Origin of the sequence: Nocardioides hwasunensis, assembly GCF_014779665.1 — a bacterium.
Taxonomy (GTDB): Bacteria; Actinomycetota; Actinomycetes; order Propionibacteriales; family Nocardioidaceae; genus Nocardioides; species Nocardioides hwasunensis.
In genome coordinates this window covers 379,423-397,802 of record NZ_JACXYY010000002.1, presented here as the reverse complement: position 1 = coordinate 397,802, position 18,380 = coordinate 379,423, and the positions used below count along the sequence as shown (strand labels likewise).

Genomic DNA, 18,380 nt, shown 5'->3' with positions numbered 1-18,380 from the left:
TCCCGGGATTACCTCTCGGCACCCTAGACCTGTCGAGGGGGCCACCACGAGGCCGGGCGAGCGTGGTGGTGCTCACTCCGCGGCTAGGTTGAGGACCATGTCGGCCAAGAGCTCCTCGGTGATGTGGTTCCGTCGCGACCTGCGGGTGCGGGACAACCCGGCGCTGCTCGCCGCGCTCGACGAGGGGTCGGTGACGGCGCTGTTCGTGGTCGACCCGGCCATCTGGTCGGGGGCAGGTGCGGCGCGACGCGCCTGGCTCGCGGCCAACGTGCTCGCCCTCGCCGAGCGCATCCCGCTGACCATCCAGCACGGCGATCCGCGCACGGTCGTGCCTCGCGTGGCCGACGGCCGCCGGGTGCACGTCTCCGCCGAGACCACGCCCTACGGCCGACGCCGCGACGACGCCGTCGCCGACGAGGTGGAGCTGGTGGCCACCGGGTCGCCGTACGCCGTCGGGCCGGGGCTGGTGCGCAACGGCAGCGGCGAGCCCTACCAGGTCTTCACCCCCTTCTCCCGGGCCTGGCGCGAGCGCGGGTGGCCCGAGCCCGCGCGCACGCCCCGCTCCCCCGACGTCGTCGCCGGCGACTCCCACCAGAAGGCGATCGACATGCTGGAGCAGGCGGTGGCCGACGCGCCGTTCGACCTGCCGGGGGCCGGCGAGGACGCCGCCTGGCGTCGCTGGCGCTCGTTTCGCGACGAGGGCCTGGGCTCGTACTCCTCCGAGCGCGACCGTCCCGACCACGACGGCACCTCGCGGCTCTCGCCCTACCTCCACCTCGGGGTGCTGCACCCGCGCTCGCTGCTGGCCGAGATCGACCACTCGACGACGTACGCCAACGAGCTGGCGTGGCGCGAGTTCTACGCCGACGTGCTGTGGCACACGCCGTCGTCGGCGTGGGAGGACCTCAAGCCGGCGCTGAAGGGGCTGCGCTACGACGAGCCCGAGGACGCGATCGAGGCGTGGCGCACCGGCACGACCGGCTTCCCGATCGTCGACGCCGGGATGCGCCAGCTGCGTGAGGTCGGGTGGATGCACAACCGGGTGCGGATGATCACCGCCTCCTTCCTCACCAAGGACCTGCACGTGTGGTGGCCCGTGGGTGCGCGGCACTTCCTCGACCTGCTCATCGACGGCGACGTCGCCTCCAACAACCACGGCTGGCAGTGGGTGGCCGGCACCGGCACCGACGCCTCCCCCTACTTCCGGGTGTTCAACCCGATCACCCAGGGCCTGAAGTTCGACCCGCAGGGCGACTACGTGCGCCGCTGGGTGCCCGAGCTCGCCCACCTGCCCGGCAAGTCCGCGCACGAGCCGTGGAAGTCCGACGTGGGCTACGAGAAGGACTACCCGCTCCGGATCGTCGACCACGCCGACGAGCGGCGCGAGGCCCTCGACCGCTACCAGGCCGTGCGAGGGTGAGGTCGCTGCGACGGACCTCGTCCGGAATCCGGACGACGACCGGGTTGTGCACATCAATTTGATCCACGGTTGCACTTTCCCGTGATCTTTCCGTTATGGTCGGTCGCGGTCTTGCCGACCCGACCCCCCTGACCCGGCAGATTGGTAACTACCCCTATGGGCAACCACCGAGCGGAGCGCGCCCCCCGGCGACGCACCTCGGCGACCACCCTCGTCAGCACTCCCGTCACCCCGGTGACGGGCAAGCGACGTGCCGCCACACCGCCTCGTCGCTCCCCGCTGCGCCTGCCGTCCCTGCCCCTCGTGGCCGGGGTGGCGGTCCTCGCCGTGTCCGCCGGCGGTGCTGTCACCGCGTCCGGCGCAGGCGTGTCCGCCCTGGCCCCCACCGGCTCCTCGGTCGAGGCCCGTGCCTCGGTCGGCGCCGCCGCCGGTCAGGCCCTCGCCCGCCGCGGCGAGGTCGTGAGCCGCAGCGAGACCCGCGAGGCCGGGGAGGACACCGACCCGCAGCTCGTCGCCCTCGCCGAGAAGCAGAAGGCCGAGCGCGACGCCAAGCTCACCCAGATGCGCAAGGACGCCGAGAAGCAGGCGGTGAAGATCAAGGAGAACAAGTGGGTTCTCCCCCTCGACAACTACCAGATCACCGCCGTCTTCGGGCAGTACGGCCTCTGGGCGAACTACCACACCGGTCTCGACTTCAACGGCAACACCGGTGACCCGATCCACGCCATCGCCAACGGCACCGTGACCTTCACCGGCTACGACGGCGCGTACGGCAACAAGACCGCCGTCGTCCTCGACGACGGCACCGAGATCTGGTACTGCCACCAGACCACGATCTACGTCTCCGTCGGCGAGCGCGTCAACGGCGGCGAGACCATCGGCACCGTCGGCGCCACCGGCAACGTCACCGGCTCGCACCTCCACCTCGAGGTCCGCCCCGGCGGCGGCGGCCCGGTCGACCCCTTCCAGGCCTTCGTGGAGCACGGCATCGTTCCGTGACACCTGATCGGGGCCCTGCTCCGAGCGGTGAGTGAGACATGTTCTCGCCGCGCAGAACCTGCACCACTCACCGTTGGTGCCCAGAGCCGAAGCTCGAGCGGTGATGGAGCGACATTCCTGACGCTGGAGACGTGGGTGGGTCACCGCTCCACGAAGCGACAGCAACGTCATGGCCACCGGCTGCCCGGGCGGCCACGCGCCATGACGTCAGCGCCGCGCGGCCGGCGGGCGAGCTACAGCTTCTCGACCGGGGCGTAGCGCAGCAGCAGCCGCTTGACGCCCTCGGAGCCGAAGTCGATCGAGGCGACGGACTTCTCCGCGACCCCGTCGACGGCGACGACGGTGCCCATCCCGAACGAGTCGTGCACCACCCGGTCGCCGGGCGCGAGGCTCGGGATCTCGCGGGCGGGCTTGGCCTTCGAGGCAGCGTCGGCGCGGAGGGCGGCGGAGCTGAAGTTGCGCCGTCCGGCGTCGGTCGGGGTGCCCAGGCGCGTCGAGCCGCCGGAGAGGTCCTGGCGCCCCCAGCTGGTCTGCTCCGACGCCGTACGCCGCCAGTCGACGAGGTCGACGGGCAGCTCGTCGAGGAAGCGGCTGGCGGGGTTGTGGCTGGGCGCGCCCCAGGCCGAGCGGACGAGCGCACGTGAGATGTAGAGGCGCTTCTCGGCGCGGGTGAGGCCGACGTAGGCCAGCCGGCGCTCCTCCTCGAGCTCGGGCTGGTCGCCGAGCGAGCGCTGGTGGGGGAAGACGCCGTCCTCGAGGCCGGTGAGGAAGACGACGGGGAACTCGAGGCCCTTGGCGGTGTGGAGGGTCATCAGGGTGACCACGCCCGAGTCGTCGCCGTCGGGGCTGTCGGGGATCTGGTCGGCGTCGGCCACCAGCGCGACGCGCTCGAGGAAGTCGCCGAGCCCCACGGAGACGGTGCCGGCCTCGACCTCGGCCGGATCGGCGCTCGGGCCGGGCTGCGGGTCCTCGGCGAACTCGCGCGCGACGGCGACGAGCTCGGCGAGGTTCTCCACGCGGGTGCCGTCCTGCGGGTCGTCGCTGGCCTCGAGCTCGGTGAGGTAGCCCGATCGCTCGAGCACGGACTCGAGGATGACGTCGGGGCGCTCGTCGGCCTCGACCATCGACTGGATCTCCTGGACCATGGCGACGAAGGCCTGGATGTTCTTGAGGCTCCGCGTCGCCAGGCCCGGCGCCTCGTCGGCCCGGACCAGGGCCTCCCAGAACGTGGTGCGGTCGCGGTCGGCGAGCGCGGCGATGCACGCCTCGGCCCGATCGCCGATGCCGCGCTTGGGCGTGTTGAGCACCCGGCGCAGGGAGATCTCATCAGCGGTGTTGACGAGCATCCGGAGGTAGGCCAGCGCGTCGCGGACCTCCTTGCGCTCGTAGAAGCGGACCCCGCCGACGACCTTGTAGGGCTGGCCGGTGCGGATGAACACCTCCTCGAACACGCGCGACTGCGCGTTGGTGCGGTAGAAGACGGCGACGTCGGCGGGCCGGATGCCGGCGTCGTCGACGAGCTGGTCGATCTCCTGGCTGACGAAGCGTGCCTCGTCGTGCTCGTCGTCGGAGACGTAGCCGACGATCCGCTCCCCCGCGCCGGCGTCGGTCCACAGCCGCTTGGGCTTGCGGCCGCGGTTGTTGCCGATGACGGAGTTGGCGGCGCTGAGGATCGTCTGCGTGGAGCGGTAGTTCTGCTCGAGCAGGATCGTGGTGGCGTCGGGGAAGTCCTTCTCGAAGTCGAGGATGTTGCGGATGTCGGCGCCGCGGAAGGCGTAGATCGACTGGTCGGCGTCACCGACGACCATCAGCTCGCTCGGCTCGACCCGCTCCCCGGCCAGCTCGGCGTCAGGATCGGTGCCGATCTCGAAGGACGCGCCGCAGAGCTGCTGGATCAGGCTGTACTGAGCGTGGTTGGTGTCCTGGTACTCGTCCACCAACACGTGGCGGAACCGGCGGCGGTAGAGCTCCCGCACGTCGGGGAACGCCTGCAGCAGGTGGACCGTGGTCATGATCAGGTCGTCGAAGTCGAGCGCGTTGGCCTCGCGCAGGCGGCGCTGGTAGGCGACGAACGCCTTGGCGTAGGCCTCCTCGAAGGAGTTGCGCGCCTCCTTGGCGGCGTCCTCGGCGTCGCGCAGCTCGTTCTTCTGGTCCGAGACCCAGTTGAGCACGGCGTTGGGCTGGTAGCGCTTGGGGTCGAGCTCGAGGTCGCGCAGCACCAGGGTCATCAGCCGCTTGGAGTCGGCGGCGTCGTAGATCGAGAAGTTGGACTTGAAGCCGAGCCGGTCGATCTCCTTGCGCAGGATCCGCACGCACGAGGAGTGGAAGGTGGAGACCCACATGATCCGAGCCCGGTTGCCGACGAGCTCCTGGACCCGCGCCTTCATCTCGGCGGCGGCCTTGTTGGTGAAGGTGATCGCCAGGATCGAGCCCGGATGGGCCTTGCGCTCGTTGATCAACCAGGCGATGCGCCGGGTCAGCACGCGGGTCTTGCCCGATCCTGCGCCGGCCACCACGAGCAGGGGTGCGCCGGCGTGCGTCACGGCGGCCCGCTGGGGCTCGTTGAGGCCCTCGAGGAGGGGGTTGTCGATCAGCGCACGGTCGGAGGCTTCGGTGGGGCTCATGTCCTGCCCAGCCTATGCGGCCGGTACGACACCCGCGGCCCCTGCCCGCGGCCTGTGGAGGGTGCCGCGGGTCAGACGTGCGCGGGCGAGACGAAGACGGCCACCGCGATGTTGATGATCGTGAGCGCGAGCAACCCGAGGTAGAGCCCCTGCGGGATGCTCGGCTTGCGCATGTTGACCATCACGAGCACCAGGATGACCAGGCCGATGGCGAACTTCACGCCGATCTTGGCGTGGTTGACCTCGCCGTCGCCGGCCTCCAGCACCCCGACCAGCAGCAGGCCGGCGAGGAACGCCGTGCCGGCGCCGTCGCGCATCAGCGGGTTGACCGACTTGACGTCCTCGCGCACCTGCACGAGGAGGCCGCCGAGCAGGGCGGCGAAGCCGAGGATGTGGAGGAACAGCAGGACCAGGCGGAGCGTCTCCATGGCGCACACCCTAGTGAGTCAGCCCTTGCGCGCCTTCTTCGGCGCGGGGCGTACGACGAGCACCGGGCACGGTGCGTAGTGCTGGACCCGCTGGGCGGTGCTGCCGACGAGCACGCTGTCGCTGAGCCCGCGTCCGCCGGCGGCGACGACGACCAGCCCGGCGTCGTACTGCCGGGCCGCCTTGATGATCTCGTTGGCCGCCGATCCGCTGCGGATCCGCTTGTTGACCTTCGGCCCCCAGCCGTCGTAGACCGCGGCGATGGCGTCGACGGCGCTCTGGGCGGCGTCGCGGAAGGACCCGTCGAACCCGCTCCCCGACACGTCGTCGGCGAAGGCGACCGAGGCCAGCGGGCGGATGACCGCCACCACCGAGATCTCGGTGATCTTCGCCGGGTCGGCGAACGCCTTGAGCTGCTTGGCTGCGGCGAGCGACTGGCGCGAACCGTCGGTGGCGACGACGACGTGCATGTCAGGCTCCCTTCACGGCGCCGGTGTCGGTCGAGTCGGGGTTGCGCGAGCCGAAGACCGCCTCGACGACGTAGAGGAGTCCGCCGAGGCCCACCAGGCCGGCGCACCAGATGAGGGAGGTCGGGTCGGTGGCGATGACGTAGCCGAGCAGCACGACGTTGCCGATGAGCCCCAGCACGAGGAGCGCGCTCGGCGCGCGGAACGTCTTCTCCGACTCGTCGCTCCCGCGGAGCTTGAAGCACGAGACGATCACACCGGCGTAGACGACCAGCAGCAGTGCGACGGTGACCGAGGCCAGCCGGCTCACGATGTCGACGTCGAGGCCGATGCGGCCGAGCACGTCGCCGGTCACGACCAGTCCGATGACGACGACGGCGCTGAAGAGCAGCGCGACCCACGGGCTGCGGCGCGAGCTGTGGATCTTGCCGAACGCGCCGGGTACGACGTCCTCGCGGGCCATGCCGTAGAGGATCCGCGACTGGGTGACGACCTGCACGAGCGTGGTGTTGGTGATCGCGATCATCGCGATGACGGCGAAGACGAGCGTCATCACGGTCACCGAGATCGGCAGGATGCCGGCCTTGACGACCTCGAGCAGGGCCGCGTCGGAGTCGGCGAGGGTGTCGACCGGGACCGTCAGCGCGGCCGCCATCGACACCAGGACGTAGATGACGCCTGCGGTGGCCATGCCGCCGATGAGGGCGATCGGGAAGTTCTTGTGGGGGTCGACGGTCTCCTCGGCGACGTTCGCGACGTTCTCGAAGCCGGTCATCGCGAAGAACGACAGCGCGACGCCGGCGACGATCGCGAAGATGATGTTGTCGTCGGTGGAGAAGTCGGCGAGGACCGAGAAGTCGGCCTTGCCCTGCCCAACGTAGATCACCCCGATGACGAGCACGATGAGCAGACCGGTGACCTCGACGAAGGTCATCAGCATGTTGGCCACCACCGACTCGGTGATGCCGATGAAGTTGAGGACCGCGAGCAAGATGATGAAGGCGATCATCACCAGCAGGGCCGGGGGCGCGTCCCACACCTCGGCGACGTACTGGGAGAACCCGGCGGCCAGCGACCCGGCGGCGGCGAAGGTGGCCGAGAGGTAGAGCACGGTGGTGAGGAAGGTCAGCGGCTTCTTGCCGAAGGCCTTGTTGACGTAGAGCGAGGCGCCGGCCGCCTGGGGATACTTGGTCGCGAGCTCGGCGTAGGCCAGGCCGGTGAACCCGGCGACCGTGACCCCGACCGCGAAGGCGGCCCAGAAGGCCCCTCCCACCTCGCCGGCAACGGAGCCGATGAGCACGTAGATGCCCGACCCGAGCACGTCGCCGAGCACGTAGAAGAAGAGCAGCCGTCCGGTGATCGACCGTTTGAGGCCGCCCTCGTCGTCCACGGCCGGTGCTGTTGCGGTGTCGGCCACGGGTGGCCCTCACTTCCGAGAGGCGAGTGCGATCACCCGACCCCAGCGGTTCGGCGAGCCGATGTCAACCGTCGACCACCCCGAGGGGGATCGCCACACCTCAGAGCAGGCGCCGGTCCGAGGCCCACTTGGTGAGCTCGTGCCGGCTGGAGAGCTGCAGCTTGCGCAGCACCGACGACATGTGGGTCTCGACGGTCTTCACCGAGATGAAGAGCTCCTTGGCGACCTCCTTGTAGGCGTAGCCGCGGGCGATCAGCCGCATCACCTCGCGCTCGCGCTCGGTCAGCCGGTCGAGGTCCTCGTCGACCGCCGAGACGTCGATCGAGCCGGCGAAGGCATCGAGCACGAAGCCCGCGAGCCGCGGCGAGAAGACGGCGTCACCGCCGGCGACCCGGCTGATCGCGTCGACCAGCTCGGGGCCGGTGATCGTCTTGGTGACGTAGCCCCGGGCACCACCGCGGATCGTGCCGATGACGTCCTCGGCCGCGTCGGAGACCGACAGCGCGAGGTAGAGCGTGTCGGGCGAGGGCTGGCGGCGCATCACCTCCACGCCACCTCCGCCGGGCAGGTGCACGTCGAGCAGCACCACCTGCGGCGCGAGGTCGCGCACCACGGCGATCGCGGCGTCGGCGTCGGCCGCCTCCCCGACGACCTCGACCACGCCGGTCCCGGACGCGGCCAGCTCGGCGCGGACCCCGGCGCGGAACATCGCGTGGTCGTCGACCAGGACGACCCGCACGGGACCTCCCGGGGCGGCGGGACTGGCCTGGCTCATCGGTTCTCCTGCTCGTGGGAGGGGTCGCGGGACGTGGTGTGAGAGGTGGAGTGGGAGTCGGTGCGGGGCATGTGCAGCCGGACCTCGGTGCCCTCACCCGGGCCCGAGCGTACGTCCGCCCGTCCGCCGTGGCGGGCCATCCGGTCCACGATGCTGGTGCGCACGCCCTGGCGATCGGCGGCGACCGCGTCGACGTCGAAGCCCGCGCCGCGGTCGCGGACGAACACGTCCACCGCGGCGGCGGAGGTCTCGGCGAAGACGTCGGCGCGCTTGGTGCCGGCGTGCTTGGCGACGTTGACGACCGCCTCGCGGGCGGCGAGCACGAGGGGGCGCAACGCTTCGTCGAGCGGGCAGTCACCGACGGTCACCACGTCGACGACGACGTCGTGCTGCGACTCCACGTCGGCGGCCATCTCCTTGAGCGCGCCGGCGAGCGTCGTCGCGTCGGCGGTGTCGGCCTCGAAGAGCCACTGTCGGAGGTCGCGCTCCTGGGAGCGGGCGAGGCGGGCGACGGTGGACGCGTCGTGCGCGTTCTTCTGGATCAGCGCGAGCGTCTGGAGGACCGAGTCGTGCAGGTGGGCGGCCATGTCGGCGCGCTCCTGGGTGCGGACCCGCTCGGCCCGCTCCGCTCCGAGGTCGTCGACCAGCCTCATCACCCACGGCCCGACCACGATCGCCAGCCCCACCAGGCCGAGCAGCCCGGCGATCAGCACCGGGAGCGCGAAGGTCACCTGACCGGCGACGACGGCGAACACGATCAGGGCGGTGACGACCAGGCCCAGACCCGCGGCGATGCGGGCGTACGCCGCCCAGCCGCCGTTGCCGAAGACCGCGCGGAACGGGTCGATCCGGCCCGTCGAGTCGATCCACCGCTCGCGCTGCGCCTCGTCGGCCTGGCGCCACAGCAGCGCGACGCCGGCCACCGCGAGCACCACCGGCCAGAACAGCGCACCCTGGCCGAAGACCCCCTCGAAGCCCAGCACGACTCCGAAGAGCAGGGCACCCAGCGCGAGCGCCGGTCCGGCGTCGCGCAGCCGGGTGCGTCGCCCTGGACGCTTGCCGGTGCGGGTCGCGCTCTCCAGCCCGGGCGCGCTGACGTCGAAGCCCTGGCCGGCCGGCAGGAAGAACCAGAGGCCGGCGTAGAGCATCAGCCCGAAGCCACCCAGCAGGGCGGTGGCCACGAAGAAGCAGCGCACCCACAGCACGGGCACCGCCAGATGGGCGGCCAGCCCGGCGGCGACGCCGCCGACGATCGAGGACGAGGTGTCGCGGTAGGCGCGTCGCGGACCGGCGGTGCCCCTCGAGTCGCCCGGGCGCGACCGCGCGCCGCCCGCCGCGGCGAGGGGCGGGAGGGCGTGTCGGGAGGAGCTGGGCTGCGTCATCGTGCCTCCATCGTCGCAGGCACGCAGGTGCGCGACCATGAGGACTGACCCCGAGCCGACCCTGAGCCGGACCCCGGCCGGGAGCAGACGAATCAGGGCTGTCCCCGATGGTGCGGCCCGTCCCCGCCGACGAGAGTTGAGCCATGGACAACCCCAGCCCCGGCACAGACACAGACACCGAGCAGCCCGCCGCCGGCCCGACCGGCCCGACCGGCCCGACCGGCCCTCGGGTCGGCCGCGACGACGTCAAGGACCTCGGCCGCCTGCGCCGCAGCGTCACCGACCGGCACATCGCCGGTGTCGCCGGCGGCCTGGCCCGCCACCTCGACATCGACCCCATCATCGTGCGGGTCGTGCTCGTCGTGGGCATCTTCTTCGGCGGCGCCGGACTGCTGGCCTACGTCGGCGCCTGGGTGCTCGTGCCCGAGGAGGGATCGGCGGACGAGCCGCTCGGCCTCGACAAGCGCAACCGCACGATCGCGCTCGTGGGCGTCGGCATCCTCGCGGTGCTGTGCGCGGTCGGCGACTGGGCCGGTGCCTTCTGGTTCCCGTGGCCGCTGGCCATCCTCGCCGCGCTCGTCGTGTGGTTCCTGCACCGCAAGGACAGGGGCTCGGCGCGCCCGAGGTCGGGCTACGGCTACTCGTCCGGCCGACCCGACCAGAACCCCTACGCAGCCGCCTACCAGAGCGGTGACGCCGCGCCTGCCGGTGAGCCCGCCACGGCGCCGTACGCCGCTCCGGCTGACGGTGCGACCGGCGAGACGTACGCCGAGCCCGACACCCGGTCGTACGCCGAGCACGACGCCCAGCCGCCCTATGCCTGGGTGCCGCCGACGACGTACGTCCGCGAGCGTCCCCGCAACCCGCGCAGGCGCGGCCCGATCCTGTTCGGCTTCACCCTGGCGCTGATCGCGCTCGGCATCGGCGTCCTCGGCGTGGTCGACCTGGCCGGGGTCGCGGTGGCCGGGAGCGCCTACCCGGCGCTGGCCCTCGCCATCACCGCGGTGATGCTGCTGGTCGGAGCCTTCTGGGGTCGCGCCGGTGGCCTGATCGCCCTGGGTCTCGTCGCCGCGCTCGGCACGGCCGCGGCCACGGTCGGCGACGACTTCGACGCAGGCGACCGCGCCTACACCCCGACGACCTCTGCCCAGCTGCGCGACAGCTACGACTTCGGCGGCGGCCGGTTCACCCTCGACCTCTCCGAGGTCTCCGACGTCGACGCGCTCGACGGTCGCGACATCGCCATCGACGGGGTCGGCGGCCGCATCGAGGTCATCGTCCCCGACGGCGTCGACGTCGACGTGAGGACCAGCGTGGTCGGCGGCAGCAGCCGGGTCTTCGACCAGCGCAGCGACGGCTTCGACGTCGCCCAGAACGGATTCCTGGACGGCGGCACCCAGGCCCCCGACATGTCCATCACCATCGACCTGGTCGGCGGCGAGATCCTCGTCCGCGAAGCGGCCTGAGGAGCATCGCCATGACTGACGACACGTACCCCGAGACCAGCTACGACACGGCCGTCCACGCCACCTACGACGAGCCGATGACCGGCCCGCTCGACGCCCCCGAGAAGCCGTCGGGCTTCCACCCGGTCAACATCGGCCAGCTCGTGATGGGCGTCGCCTTCGTCGGCATCGTGCTGGTGTGGGCGCTCATCCGCAGTGACGTGGTCGCCACCGGCGACCTGCGCTGGCTGCTGCCGATCCCGTGGCTCGCCGCCGGTGCGGCCGGCCTCGCGGCGTCGGTCTGGCCCTCACGCAGGTGAGCGCCGGGCCGCGAGCGCGGCCTCGGGGTGGTCGGTGATCACCCCGTCGACACCGGCCGCGAGCAGGGCGCGGACCTCGGCCGCCATGTCCCCGAGCGCATCGGGGGCGTCGCCGTGCCGCAGGTTGCTGGGCAGGAAGCGGTTCTCGCCGCGCACCGTCCACACGTGCACCGTCAAGCCGCGACGGTGGGCCTCACGGACCAGGCTCGACGGCTCCGCGATGGCACCCCGGTCGTCACGCGGCAGGACGAGCGAGGTGTGCGGGCCGATGCCGTCGGCGTAGTCGTCGATCCCGTCCAGCACCTCCGGCGTGACGGGCTCGTCGCGCTCGATCAGCTGCACGACCGGCAGTCGGGTGCGCTCGGCCAGCCGCCGCAGGATCCGGGACTCGAACGACATCAGCGTGACCCGCGCCCACGGGTGGTCGAGGCCGTGCCGGGCCAGGTCGCGCAGCAGCGGCGCGTCGAGCGGCAGGCCGATCTCGTCGTGGTGGTCCGCGTGCTTGAGCTCGAGCAGCACCCCGACCGGACGACCACGACGGGCGGACTCGGCGCCGACCATCGCCAGCACCTCGGTGAGGGTCGGCACGCCCTCGGCACCGTCGTACGCCGTGTTGGCGGGCCGGGTGGCCGGCATCCGCTCGCGAGCGGCCAGGGTCTTGAGCTCGGGCAGCGTGAGGTCCTGCACGAACCAGCCGCGCTGCGCCACCCCGTCCACGGTGACGGTGCGGCGGAGGTGGGCGAGCTCGGCGCGACGCGCGACGTCGGTCGTCGTGCTGAGCTCGAGGTCGTGCCGGGCGACCAGGACCCCGTCCTTGGTGCAGACGAGATCGAGCTCGATGTCGTCGACGCCCATCCGGATCGCGGTGCGATAGGCGTCGAGCGTGTGCTCGGGACGGTGCCCGCTGGCGCCGCGGTGCGCAACCACGGCGGGCGTGAGGACCAACGACGAGGCCCTGCTCATCCGACCCAGGGGCGCCTCGGCGGTCACCGTCATGCCACCACGGTGCGCGCGCTGCGGGACCGCCCGGTGTCGTCAGGGTGAATGGCGCATGATGACCGCGTGACACTCCCCTCCTTCGCGACCCTCACCTCGCTGCCCGCGGTCGACCACCCCGACCTCGTCGCCCCGCCGGTCGCGGCCGCGCTGGCCGCATGGCCGGGCGCCGCGGAGGTCGCGGTCGTCGAGATCGACCCCGGGCTCGCCGACACCGCGGCGATGAGCGAGGCCTACGACATCCCGATGACCGCGAGCGGCAACTGCGTGGTCGTCTCGGGCTCACGCGCCGGTGACGAGCGGATCGCCGCCTGCGTGGTCCGCGCCGACACCCGCGCCGACGTCAACACCCTGGTCCGCAAGATGCTCGACGTGCGCAAGGCGTCGTTCCTGCCGATGGACCGCGCGGTCGAGGAGACCGGGATGGAGCACGGCGGGATCACCCCGGTCGGCCTGCCCGACGGCTGGCGCGTCCTGGTCCACGAGGCGCTGCTCGACGAGCCGGTCGTCGTGGTCGGCAGCGGCGTACGCACCTCGAAGCTGCTGGTCCCGGGCCGGCTCCTGGCCGACCTGCCCGGCGCCGAGGTCGTTGCGGACCTCGGTCGGTGAGCAACGCCCGCCTGATCGACGTCCACACGCCTCGGCAGCCCGAGGGGATCGTGCTCGTGCTGCACGGGGGCGCCAGCCGCGGGACGCGCGCGATGGTCAGCCCCACGCAGCTGTCGGTGCTCCGGATGGTGCCCGTGGCGCGCCGGATCGCCCACGCCGGACGGTCGCGGCTCGCGGTCCACCGACTGCTCAACAGCCACCGCGGCTGGGACGCCAGCACCACCCCCGTGATGGACGTGGCCTGGGCGCTCGGTCGGGTCGCCGAGCGACACGGTGACCTCCCCGTCGCGCTCGTCGGCCACTCGCTCGGCGGTCGCGCCGCCCTGCTCGGCGGGGTCGAGCCCGGCGTGCACAGCATCGTGGCCCTCAACCCGTGGGTGCAGACCACCGACCGCGTGCGACTCGGCGACACCCGCGTGCTGTTCGTGCACGGCACCGACGACCGCATCGCCCGTCCCGAGCGCTCGCTCCAACTGGCCCGGCGGCTGTCGGAGTCGGGCCGGGTCGGCTACGTCGCGGTCCCCGGCGGCCGGCACGCGATGCTGCGCCACGGGCGTACGTTCGAGCGCTACGCCGCCGAGTTCGTCACCGCCACGCTGCTCGGCACCCCAGCCCGGTCCCGACCCGTCCGCGAGGTGCTCGACGGCGCCTCCTGGGCCGAGGCCTGACGCCGTAAAGGATTAGCGGGGCCCCGGGGCGCTCCCTAGTATCGATCGGTGCGAACCCTTCCCGTCCCCGATCCCGGAGTGGCGGACCACCGCACACCGAACCGCTTCCTGTGGTGGCTGGCCCGGCACCAGTGGCAGACCCTCCTCGGGGGGATGGGCTTCGGCATCGTGTGGATGTCGTGCCAGGCGGTCCTGCCGGCGATCCTCGGCCGCGCCATCGACCGCGGCATCGCCGCCCGCGACGACCGGCAGCTGCTGCTGTGGGCCGGCGTGATGCTCGTGATCGGACTGCTGCAGGCGGTCACCGGGATCATGCGCCACCGCTTCGCGGTCACCAACTGGCTCACCGCGTCCTACCGCATCGTCCAGATCACCACCCGCCAGTCCGTCCGGCTCGGCGGCTCGCTGCCGCGCAAGGTGAGCACCGGCGAGGTGATCGCCATCGGCACCACCGACCTCGACCACATCGGCAACGTCATGGACGTGACCGCCCGCTTCGCCGGCGCGATCGTCTCCTTCCTGCTCGTCTCCGCGATCCTGCTGTCCACGTCGGTCCAGCTCGGTCTGGTGGTGCTCGTCGGGGTGCCGCTCCTGCTGCTGGTGATGGGGCCGCTCCTCAAGCCGCTCCAGGCGCGCAGCGCGACCGAGCGCCAGATGCGCTCCGACCTCTCGAACACCGGCACCGACATCGTCGGCGGGCTCCGCGTCCTGCGCGGCATCGGTGGCGAGGGCGTCTTCCTCGACCGCTACCGACGCGAGTCGCAGGCCACCCGGACCGCAGCCGTCAACGTGGCCAAGCTGCAGTCGGTCCTCGACGCGCTCCAGGTGTTCCTGCCCGGGGTCTTCGTGGTGCTCGTGGTGTGGCTCGGCGCCCGCTCCGCCGTCAGCGGCGAGATCACCGCCGGCGAGCTGGTCGCGTTCTACGGCTACTCCGCGTTCTTGATGCTGCCCCTGCGCACGGCCACGGAGTTCGCCAACAAGCTGATCCGCGGGCGGGTCGCCGCCGCCCGCGTGTGCCGGGTGCTGGCGCTCGACCCCGACGTGGTCGAGCCCGCCACGCCGGCCGATCCCCCGCCGTCGGACGCCGAGCTGCACGACGCCCGCACCGGTCTGCGGATCCGACCGGGCACCCTCACCGCGATCGTCTCCGAGCAGCCCGACGACTCCGCCCACCTGGCCGACCGGCTGGGCCTCTGCGCGGGCGAGCAGGACGACGAGGTGATGCTCGCGGGCACGCCGCTGACCTCGCTGCCGCACGCCCTCGTGCGCGAGCGGATCATGGTCTCCGACACCGGCGCCGCCCTCTTCGCGGGTCGCCTCGCGGACCGTCTCGACGAACGGGGCAACGGCGAGGTCCAGCAGGCGCTCGCCACCGCCTCGGCCGAGGACATCCTCGACGCCCTGCCCGACGGCCTCGACACGGTCGTGACCGAGAAGGGTCGCTCCTTCTCCGGCGGCCAGCGCCAGCGCCTGGTCCTGGCCCGGGCGCTGGCGGCCGACCCCGAGATCCTGGTGCTCGTCGAGCCCACCAGCGCCGTCGACGCCCACACCGAGGCTCGCATCGCCGCCCGGCTGCGCGAGCACCGCGCGGGGCGTACGACCGTGGTGACCACCGTCAGCCCGCTCCTGCTCGACGCCGTCGACGAGGTCGCCTTCCTCGTCGACGGACGTGTGGCGGCGGTCGGCACCCACGCCGACCTGCTGGCCGACCACGCCGCCTACCGCCGCGTCGTCGTACGCGACGTGGAGGCGATCTCATGAGCGTCACCACGCGCCTGCCGATCGCAGACGGCCCGGCCGTGCGCCGCTACGTCGGCCGGGTCGCGCACCGCCACCCCTTCCTCCTCTGGTCCGCGCTGGGCCTGCACGTGCTGGCGGCGGTCACAGCACTGGCGGCACCGCGACTGCTCGGCGACCTCGTGCAGGCGGTCGAGGACGGCACCACCCGGGCCTACGTGGACCGGATCGCGGTGCTGCTCGCGGTCTTCCTCGTCGCGCAGTCGGTGCTCACCCGCTACGCGCGGTACCGCTCGCAGGTGATGGGCGAGCTGGTGCTCGCCGAGCTGCGCGAGGACTTCGTCGCCAACACCCTCGCGCTGCCGGTCGGCACCGTCGAGGCGGCCGGGTCCGGCGACCTCCTCACCCGGACCGGGTCCGACATCGACCGCCTCGGCTGGTCGGTGCGGTGGGCGCTGCCGGAGTGGACGATCGCGGTCGTCACCGCCGTGCTCACCTTCGGCGCCGCGCTGTCGGTGGGCTGGTGGGTCTTCCTGCCCTGCCTGCTGGCGACGCCGCCCCTGGTGGTCGGGCTGCGGTGGTACCTCGCCCGCGCCAAGGACGGCTACCTCGCCGAGACGGCGTCGTACTCCCAGATCACGACCAGCCTCTCGGAGACCGTCGAGGGCTCGCGCACCGTCGAGGCCCTCGGCCTCGGGGACAAGCGGGTGCAGCAGGGCGACGACGACTGCGCGGCGTCGTTCGAGGCGGAGAAGTACACCCTCCACCTGCGGACCGTCTTCTTCCCCAGCATGGAGCTGAGCTACCTCCTGCCGGTGGTGGGGACGCTGCTGTTCGGCGGCTGGCTCTACACCCGCGGCGAGGTGTCGCTCGCGGAGGTCACGACCGCGACGCTCTACGTCCAGATGCTCATCGACCCGGTCGACCGGATCGTGTCGATCCTCGACGAGCTCCAGCTCGGCGCCGCCGCGCTGTCGCGGCTGCTGGGTGTGTCGCAGGTGCCGGACGACCGCACCGTGTCCGGTCGCGTGCCGTCCTCGGAGAAGCTCGACGCCGACGACGTGCGCTTCGCCTACGTCGAGGGCCGCGACGTGCTGCACGGGGTCGACCTCGACGTCGGCGTCGGCGAGCGCATCGCGATGGTCGGCCCCTCCGGCGCCGGCAAGTCGACGCTGGGCCGGCTGCTCGCCGGCATCCACACGCCGCGCTCGGGCGCGGTCACCGTCGGCGACGTCGGCCTGGTCGAGCTGCCGCTGGGCGACCTGCGCGGGCACGTCGCTCTCGTCACGCAGGAGCACCACGTCTTCGTCGGCACCCTGCGCGAGAACCTCATCCTCGCCCGTCCCGACGCGACCGAGGACGAGATCCACACCGCGTTGGTCGCCGTCGACGCCCACGAGTGGGCGACCGCGCTGCCCGACGGGCTCGACACGGTCATCGGCTCCGGCGGCCGCAGCGTCACCGCCGCGCAGGCCCAGCAGATCGCGCTCGCCCGGCTGGTGCTCGCCGACCCGCACACGCTCGTGCTCGACGAGGCCACCTCGCTGATCGACCCCCGCGCGGCCCGGCACCTCGAGCGCTCGCTCGCGGCGGTGCTGGAGGGACGTACGGTCATCGCGATCGCGCACCGGCTCTTCTCCGCCCACGACGCCGACCGGGTGGCCGTCGTCGAGGACGGCGTGATCTCCGAGCTCGGCTCGCACGACGAGCTCGTCGCCGCCGGCGGGTCGTACGCCGCCCTCTGGGAGTCGTGGCACGGGACCTCGTCCTCGAGCGGTGCCTGAGTCCGGCTCCCGCTCGCGCCGGCAGGGCGACGACTCGGACACGTGTCCGGCTTCTCGCCCCGAATCGCGCTCCCACAGGGCAACATCTCGGACACGTGTGGGATGTCGGCCGCGCGGCGCTCGCCGAGGTCCGCGATCACCTGCCGACCAGCAGGATCCGGTTGGGCTTCTTCGAGCTGACGGCGGCGGACGCCGAGGCGATCGGGGGCGATCGGGGGCGATCGGGGCAGTCTTGCCATCGTGACAGTGTCACTGTCACAGTTGTGGCATGCGCCTCGCGACCTCCCTGATGTACGACGGCAACCCCCGCACCGCGGCCGACCAGGTGGTCGCGCTGGAGAAGGCGGGCCTCGACAGCGTGTGGGTCGCAGAGGCCTACGGCTTCGACTCCCCCACGCTCATGGGCTACCTCGCGGCGAAGACCGAGACCGTCAAGATCGGATCGGCGATCCTCAACATCTACTCCCGCACGCCCGGCGCCCTGCTGCAGACCGCGGCCGGCCTCGACAACGTCAGCGGCGGACGCGCGATCCTCGGCCTCGGGGTCAGCGGACCTCAGGTGATCGAGGGCTTCCACGGCGTCCCCTACAGCAAACCGATGGCCCGCACCGCCGAGGTCATCGACCTGATCAGGCGCGGCCTCAGACGTGAGCCGCTGACCGCGGACGGCGTCTTCCACCTGCCGCTCGACCGGGAGCACGGCGCGGTCACCGGGCTCGGCAAGCCGCTCAAGCTGCTCACCAAGGTCGAGCGCGACAGCATCCCGATCTGGATCGCCTCCCTCGGCCCGAAGAACGTCGAGCAGACCGCCGAGATCGCCGACGGCTGGATCCCCCACCTCTTCCACCCCGAGAAGGCGCACCTCGTCTGGGGCGACGCCCTCGCGGCGGGCAACGCCAAGCGGCTCGACGGGCTGGGCCCGCTGCAGGTGATGGCCGGCGGGATGGTCGCGATCGGCGAGGGCCCCGAGACCAAGGCGCTGCTCGACTTCGCGAGGCCCCTGTTCGCCCTCTACGTCGGGGGCATGGGCGCGAAGGGCAAGAACTTCTACAACGACGTCGCCCGCGCCTACGGCTACGAGGAGGAGGCGGAGAAGATCCAGGACCTCTACCTCTCCGGCAAGAAGAAGGAGGCCGAGGCGCTCGTCCCCGCCGAGTGGCTCGAGGCGGCCAACCTCGTCGGTCCCGCGTCCTACGTCAAGGAGCGGATCGCCGCCTTCGAGGAGGCCGGTGTCACCGACCTCACCGTCGTCCCCGCCTCCGACGATCCCGCCGCCACGGTCGCGCAGCTCAAGGAATGGGTGTCCTGACC

General features: G+C 72.1%; 16 protein-coding genes. 9 read left to right on the top strand and 7 right to left on the bottom strand.

Going from position 1 to position 18,380, the window contains the following annotated elements; genetic code table 11:
* The first annotated feature begins 97 nt into the window (after positions 1-97).
* Positions 98-1,420, top strand: coding sequence for a cryptochrome/photolyase family protein (locus tag IEZ25_RS05925; RefSeq protein ID WP_191198472.1), 1,323 nt, complete (start codon positions 98-100; stop codon positions 1,418-1,420).
* A gap of 156 nt (positions 1,421-1,576) precedes the next feature.
* Positions 1,577-2,419: a M23 family metallopeptidase gene (locus IEZ25_RS05920; RefSeq protein WP_191198471.1), complete on the top strand. Its 843-nt coding sequence runs from the start codon at positions 1,577-1,579 to the stop codon at positions 2,417-2,419.
* A gap of 233 nt (positions 2,420-2,652) precedes the next feature.
* Here IEZ25_RS05920 and pcrA read toward each other — a convergent pair whose 3' ends face one another.
* The 6 genes from pcrA to IEZ25_RS05890 form a co-directional block, all read right to left on the bottom strand.
* On the bottom strand, positions 2,653-5,043 hold the full coding sequence (gene pcrA / locus IEZ25_RS05915; protein WP_191198470.1) for a DNA helicase PcrA: 2,391 nt from the start codon (positions 5,041-5,043) through the stop codon (positions 2,653-2,655).
* Positions 5,044-5,114: 71 nt separating this feature from the next.
* Entirely contained in the window at positions 5,115-5,471 is a 357-nt protein-coding gene (locus tag IEZ25_RS05910) for a hypothetical protein (protein WP_191198469.1), read from the bottom strand.
* A gap of 18 nt (positions 5,472-5,489) precedes the next feature.
* The gene (locus tag IEZ25_RS05905; protein ID WP_191198468.1) at positions 5,490-5,939 is read right to left on the bottom strand and encodes a universal stress protein; all 450 of its coding nucleotides are present in this window, start codon (positions 5,937-5,939) and stop codon (positions 5,490-5,492) included.
* 1 nt (position 5,940) lies between these two features.
* Positions 5,941-7,353 (bottom strand): APC family permease, encoded by a 1,413-nt coding sequence (locus IEZ25_RS05900; protein ID WP_191198467.1) that lies wholly within the window; start codon positions 7,351-7,353, stop codon positions 5,941-5,943.
* 100 nt (positions 7,354-7,453) lie between these two features.
* Complete coding sequence (locus IEZ25_RS05895) at positions 7,454-8,128, bottom strand: LuxR C-terminal-related transcriptional regulator (protein ID WP_191198466.1); 675 nt, start codon at positions 8,126-8,128, stop codon at positions 7,454-7,456.
* A complete protein-coding gene (locus IEZ25_RS05890; protein ID WP_191198465.1) occupies positions 8,125-9,510 on the bottom strand; it encodes an ATP-binding protein in 1,386 nt (461 codons plus the stop codon). The genes IEZ25_RS05895 and IEZ25_RS05890 overlap by 4 nt, the downstream gene beginning before the upstream one ends.
* Positions 9,511-9,653: 143 nt before the next feature.
* Between IEZ25_RS05890 and IEZ25_RS05885 the strand changes: the two genes are divergently transcribed.
* Both IEZ25_RS05885 and IEZ25_RS05880 read left to right on the top strand, forming a co-directional pair.
* Positions 9,654-10,976: a PspC domain-containing protein gene (locus tag IEZ25_RS05885; RefSeq protein WP_191198464.1), complete on the top strand. Its 1,323-nt coding sequence runs from the start codon at positions 9,654-9,656 to the stop codon at positions 10,974-10,976.
* 11 nt (positions 10,977-10,987) lie between these two features.
* Positions 10,988-11,275 carry a hypothetical protein gene (locus IEZ25_RS05880; RefSeq protein WP_191198463.1) on the top strand — a complete coding sequence of 96 codons (288 nt, stop codon included), beginning with the start codon at positions 10,988-10,990 and terminating at the stop codon, positions 11,273-11,275.
* On the opposite strand, the gene IEZ25_RS05875 is transcribed toward IEZ25_RS05880, so the two are convergent.
* On the bottom strand, positions 11,264-12,271 hold the full coding sequence (locus IEZ25_RS05875; protein ID WP_224748508.1) for a glycerophosphodiester phosphodiesterase family protein: 1,008 nt from the start codon (positions 12,269-12,271) through the stop codon (positions 11,264-11,266). The genes IEZ25_RS05880 and IEZ25_RS05875 overlap by 12 nt on opposite strands.
* 66 nt (positions 12,272-12,337) lie before the next feature.
* Here IEZ25_RS05875 and IEZ25_RS05870 point away from each other — a divergent pair, with 66 nt between their 5' ends.
* The 5 genes from IEZ25_RS05870 (at position 12,338) to IEZ25_RS05850 (ending at position 18,378) form a co-directional block, all read left to right on the top strand.
* Positions 12,338-12,880 (top strand): YbaK/EbsC family protein, encoded by a 543-nt coding sequence (locus IEZ25_RS05870; protein WP_318152067.1) that lies wholly within the window; start codon positions 12,338-12,340, stop codon positions 12,878-12,880.
* Positions 12,877-13,548 carry an alpha/beta hydrolase gene (locus IEZ25_RS05865; RefSeq protein ID WP_191198461.1) on the top strand — a complete coding sequence of 224 codons (672 nt, stop codon included), beginning with the start codon at positions 12,877-12,879 and terminating at the stop codon, positions 13,546-13,548. Before IEZ25_RS05870 ends, IEZ25_RS05865 begins: the two co-directional genes overlap by 4 nt.
* 48 nt (positions 13,549-13,596) lie before the next feature.
* The gene (locus IEZ25_RS05860) at positions 13,597-15,309 is read left to right on the top strand and encodes an ABC transporter ATP-binding protein (protein WP_191198460.1); all 1,713 of its coding nucleotides are present in this window, start codon (positions 13,597-13,599) and stop codon (positions 15,307-15,309) included.
* On the top strand, positions 15,306-17,069 hold the full coding sequence (locus IEZ25_RS05855) for an ABC transporter ATP-binding protein (protein WP_191198459.1): 1,764 nt from the start codon (positions 15,306-15,308) through the stop codon (positions 17,067-17,069). Before IEZ25_RS05860 ends, IEZ25_RS05855 begins: the two co-directional genes overlap by 4 nt.
* Positions 17,070-17,337: 268 nt before the next feature.
* Entirely contained in the window at positions 17,338-18,378 is a 1,041-nt protein-coding gene (locus IEZ25_RS05850; RefSeq protein WP_191198458.1) for an LLM class F420-dependent oxidoreductase, read from the top strand.
* Positions 18,379-18,380 lie beyond the last annotated feature (2 nt).

Excerpts from the sequence above, each read along its gene's own strand:
- IEZ25_RS05925 (WP_191198472.1), top strand. The coding sequence starts at position 98 with ATGTCGGCCAAGAGCTCCTCGGTGATGTGGTTCCGTCGCGACCTGCGG.
- IEZ25_RS05920 (WP_191198471.1), top strand. The coding sequence starts at position 1,577 with ATGGGCAACCACCGAGCGGAGCGCGCCCCCCGGCGACGCACCTCGGCG.
- pcrA (WP_191198470.1), bottom strand. The coding sequence starts at position 5,043 with ATGAGCCCCACCGAAGCCTCCGACCGTGCGCTGATCGACAACCCCCTC.
- IEZ25_RS05910 (WP_191198469.1), bottom strand. The coding sequence starts at position 5,471 with ATGGAGACGCTCCGCCTGGTCCTGCTGTTCCTCCACATCCTCGGCTTC.
- IEZ25_RS05905 (WP_191198468.1), bottom strand. The coding sequence starts at position 5,939 with ATGCACGTCGTCGTCGCCACCGACGGTTCGCGCCAGTCGCTCGCCGCA.
- IEZ25_RS05895 (WP_191198466.1), bottom strand. The coding sequence starts at position 8,128 with ATGAGCCAGGCCAGTCCCGCCGCCCCGGGAGGTCCCGTGCGGGTCGTC.
- IEZ25_RS05890 (WP_191198465.1), bottom strand. The coding sequence starts at position 9,510 with ATGACGCAGCCCAGCTCCTCCCGACACGCCCTCCCGCCCCTCGCCGCG.
- IEZ25_RS05885 (WP_191198464.1), top strand. The coding sequence starts at position 9,654 with ATGGACAACCCCAGCCCCGGCACAGACACAGACACCGAGCAGCCCGCC.
- IEZ25_RS05880 (WP_191198463.1), top strand. The coding sequence starts at position 10,988 with ATGACTGACGACACGTACCCCGAGACCAGCTACGACACGGCCGTCCAC.
- IEZ25_RS05875 (WP_224748508.1), bottom strand. The coding sequence starts at position 12,271 with ATGACGGTGACCGCCGAGGCGCCCCTGGGTCGGATGAGCAGGGCCTCG.
- IEZ25_RS05855 (WP_191198459.1), top strand. The coding sequence starts at position 15,306 with ATGAGCGTCACCACGCGCCTGCCGATCGCAGACGGCCCGGCCGTGCGC.
- IEZ25_RS05850 (WP_191198458.1), top strand. The coding sequence starts at position 17,338 with ATGCGCCTCGCGACCTCCCTGATGTACGACGGCAACCCCCGCACCGCG.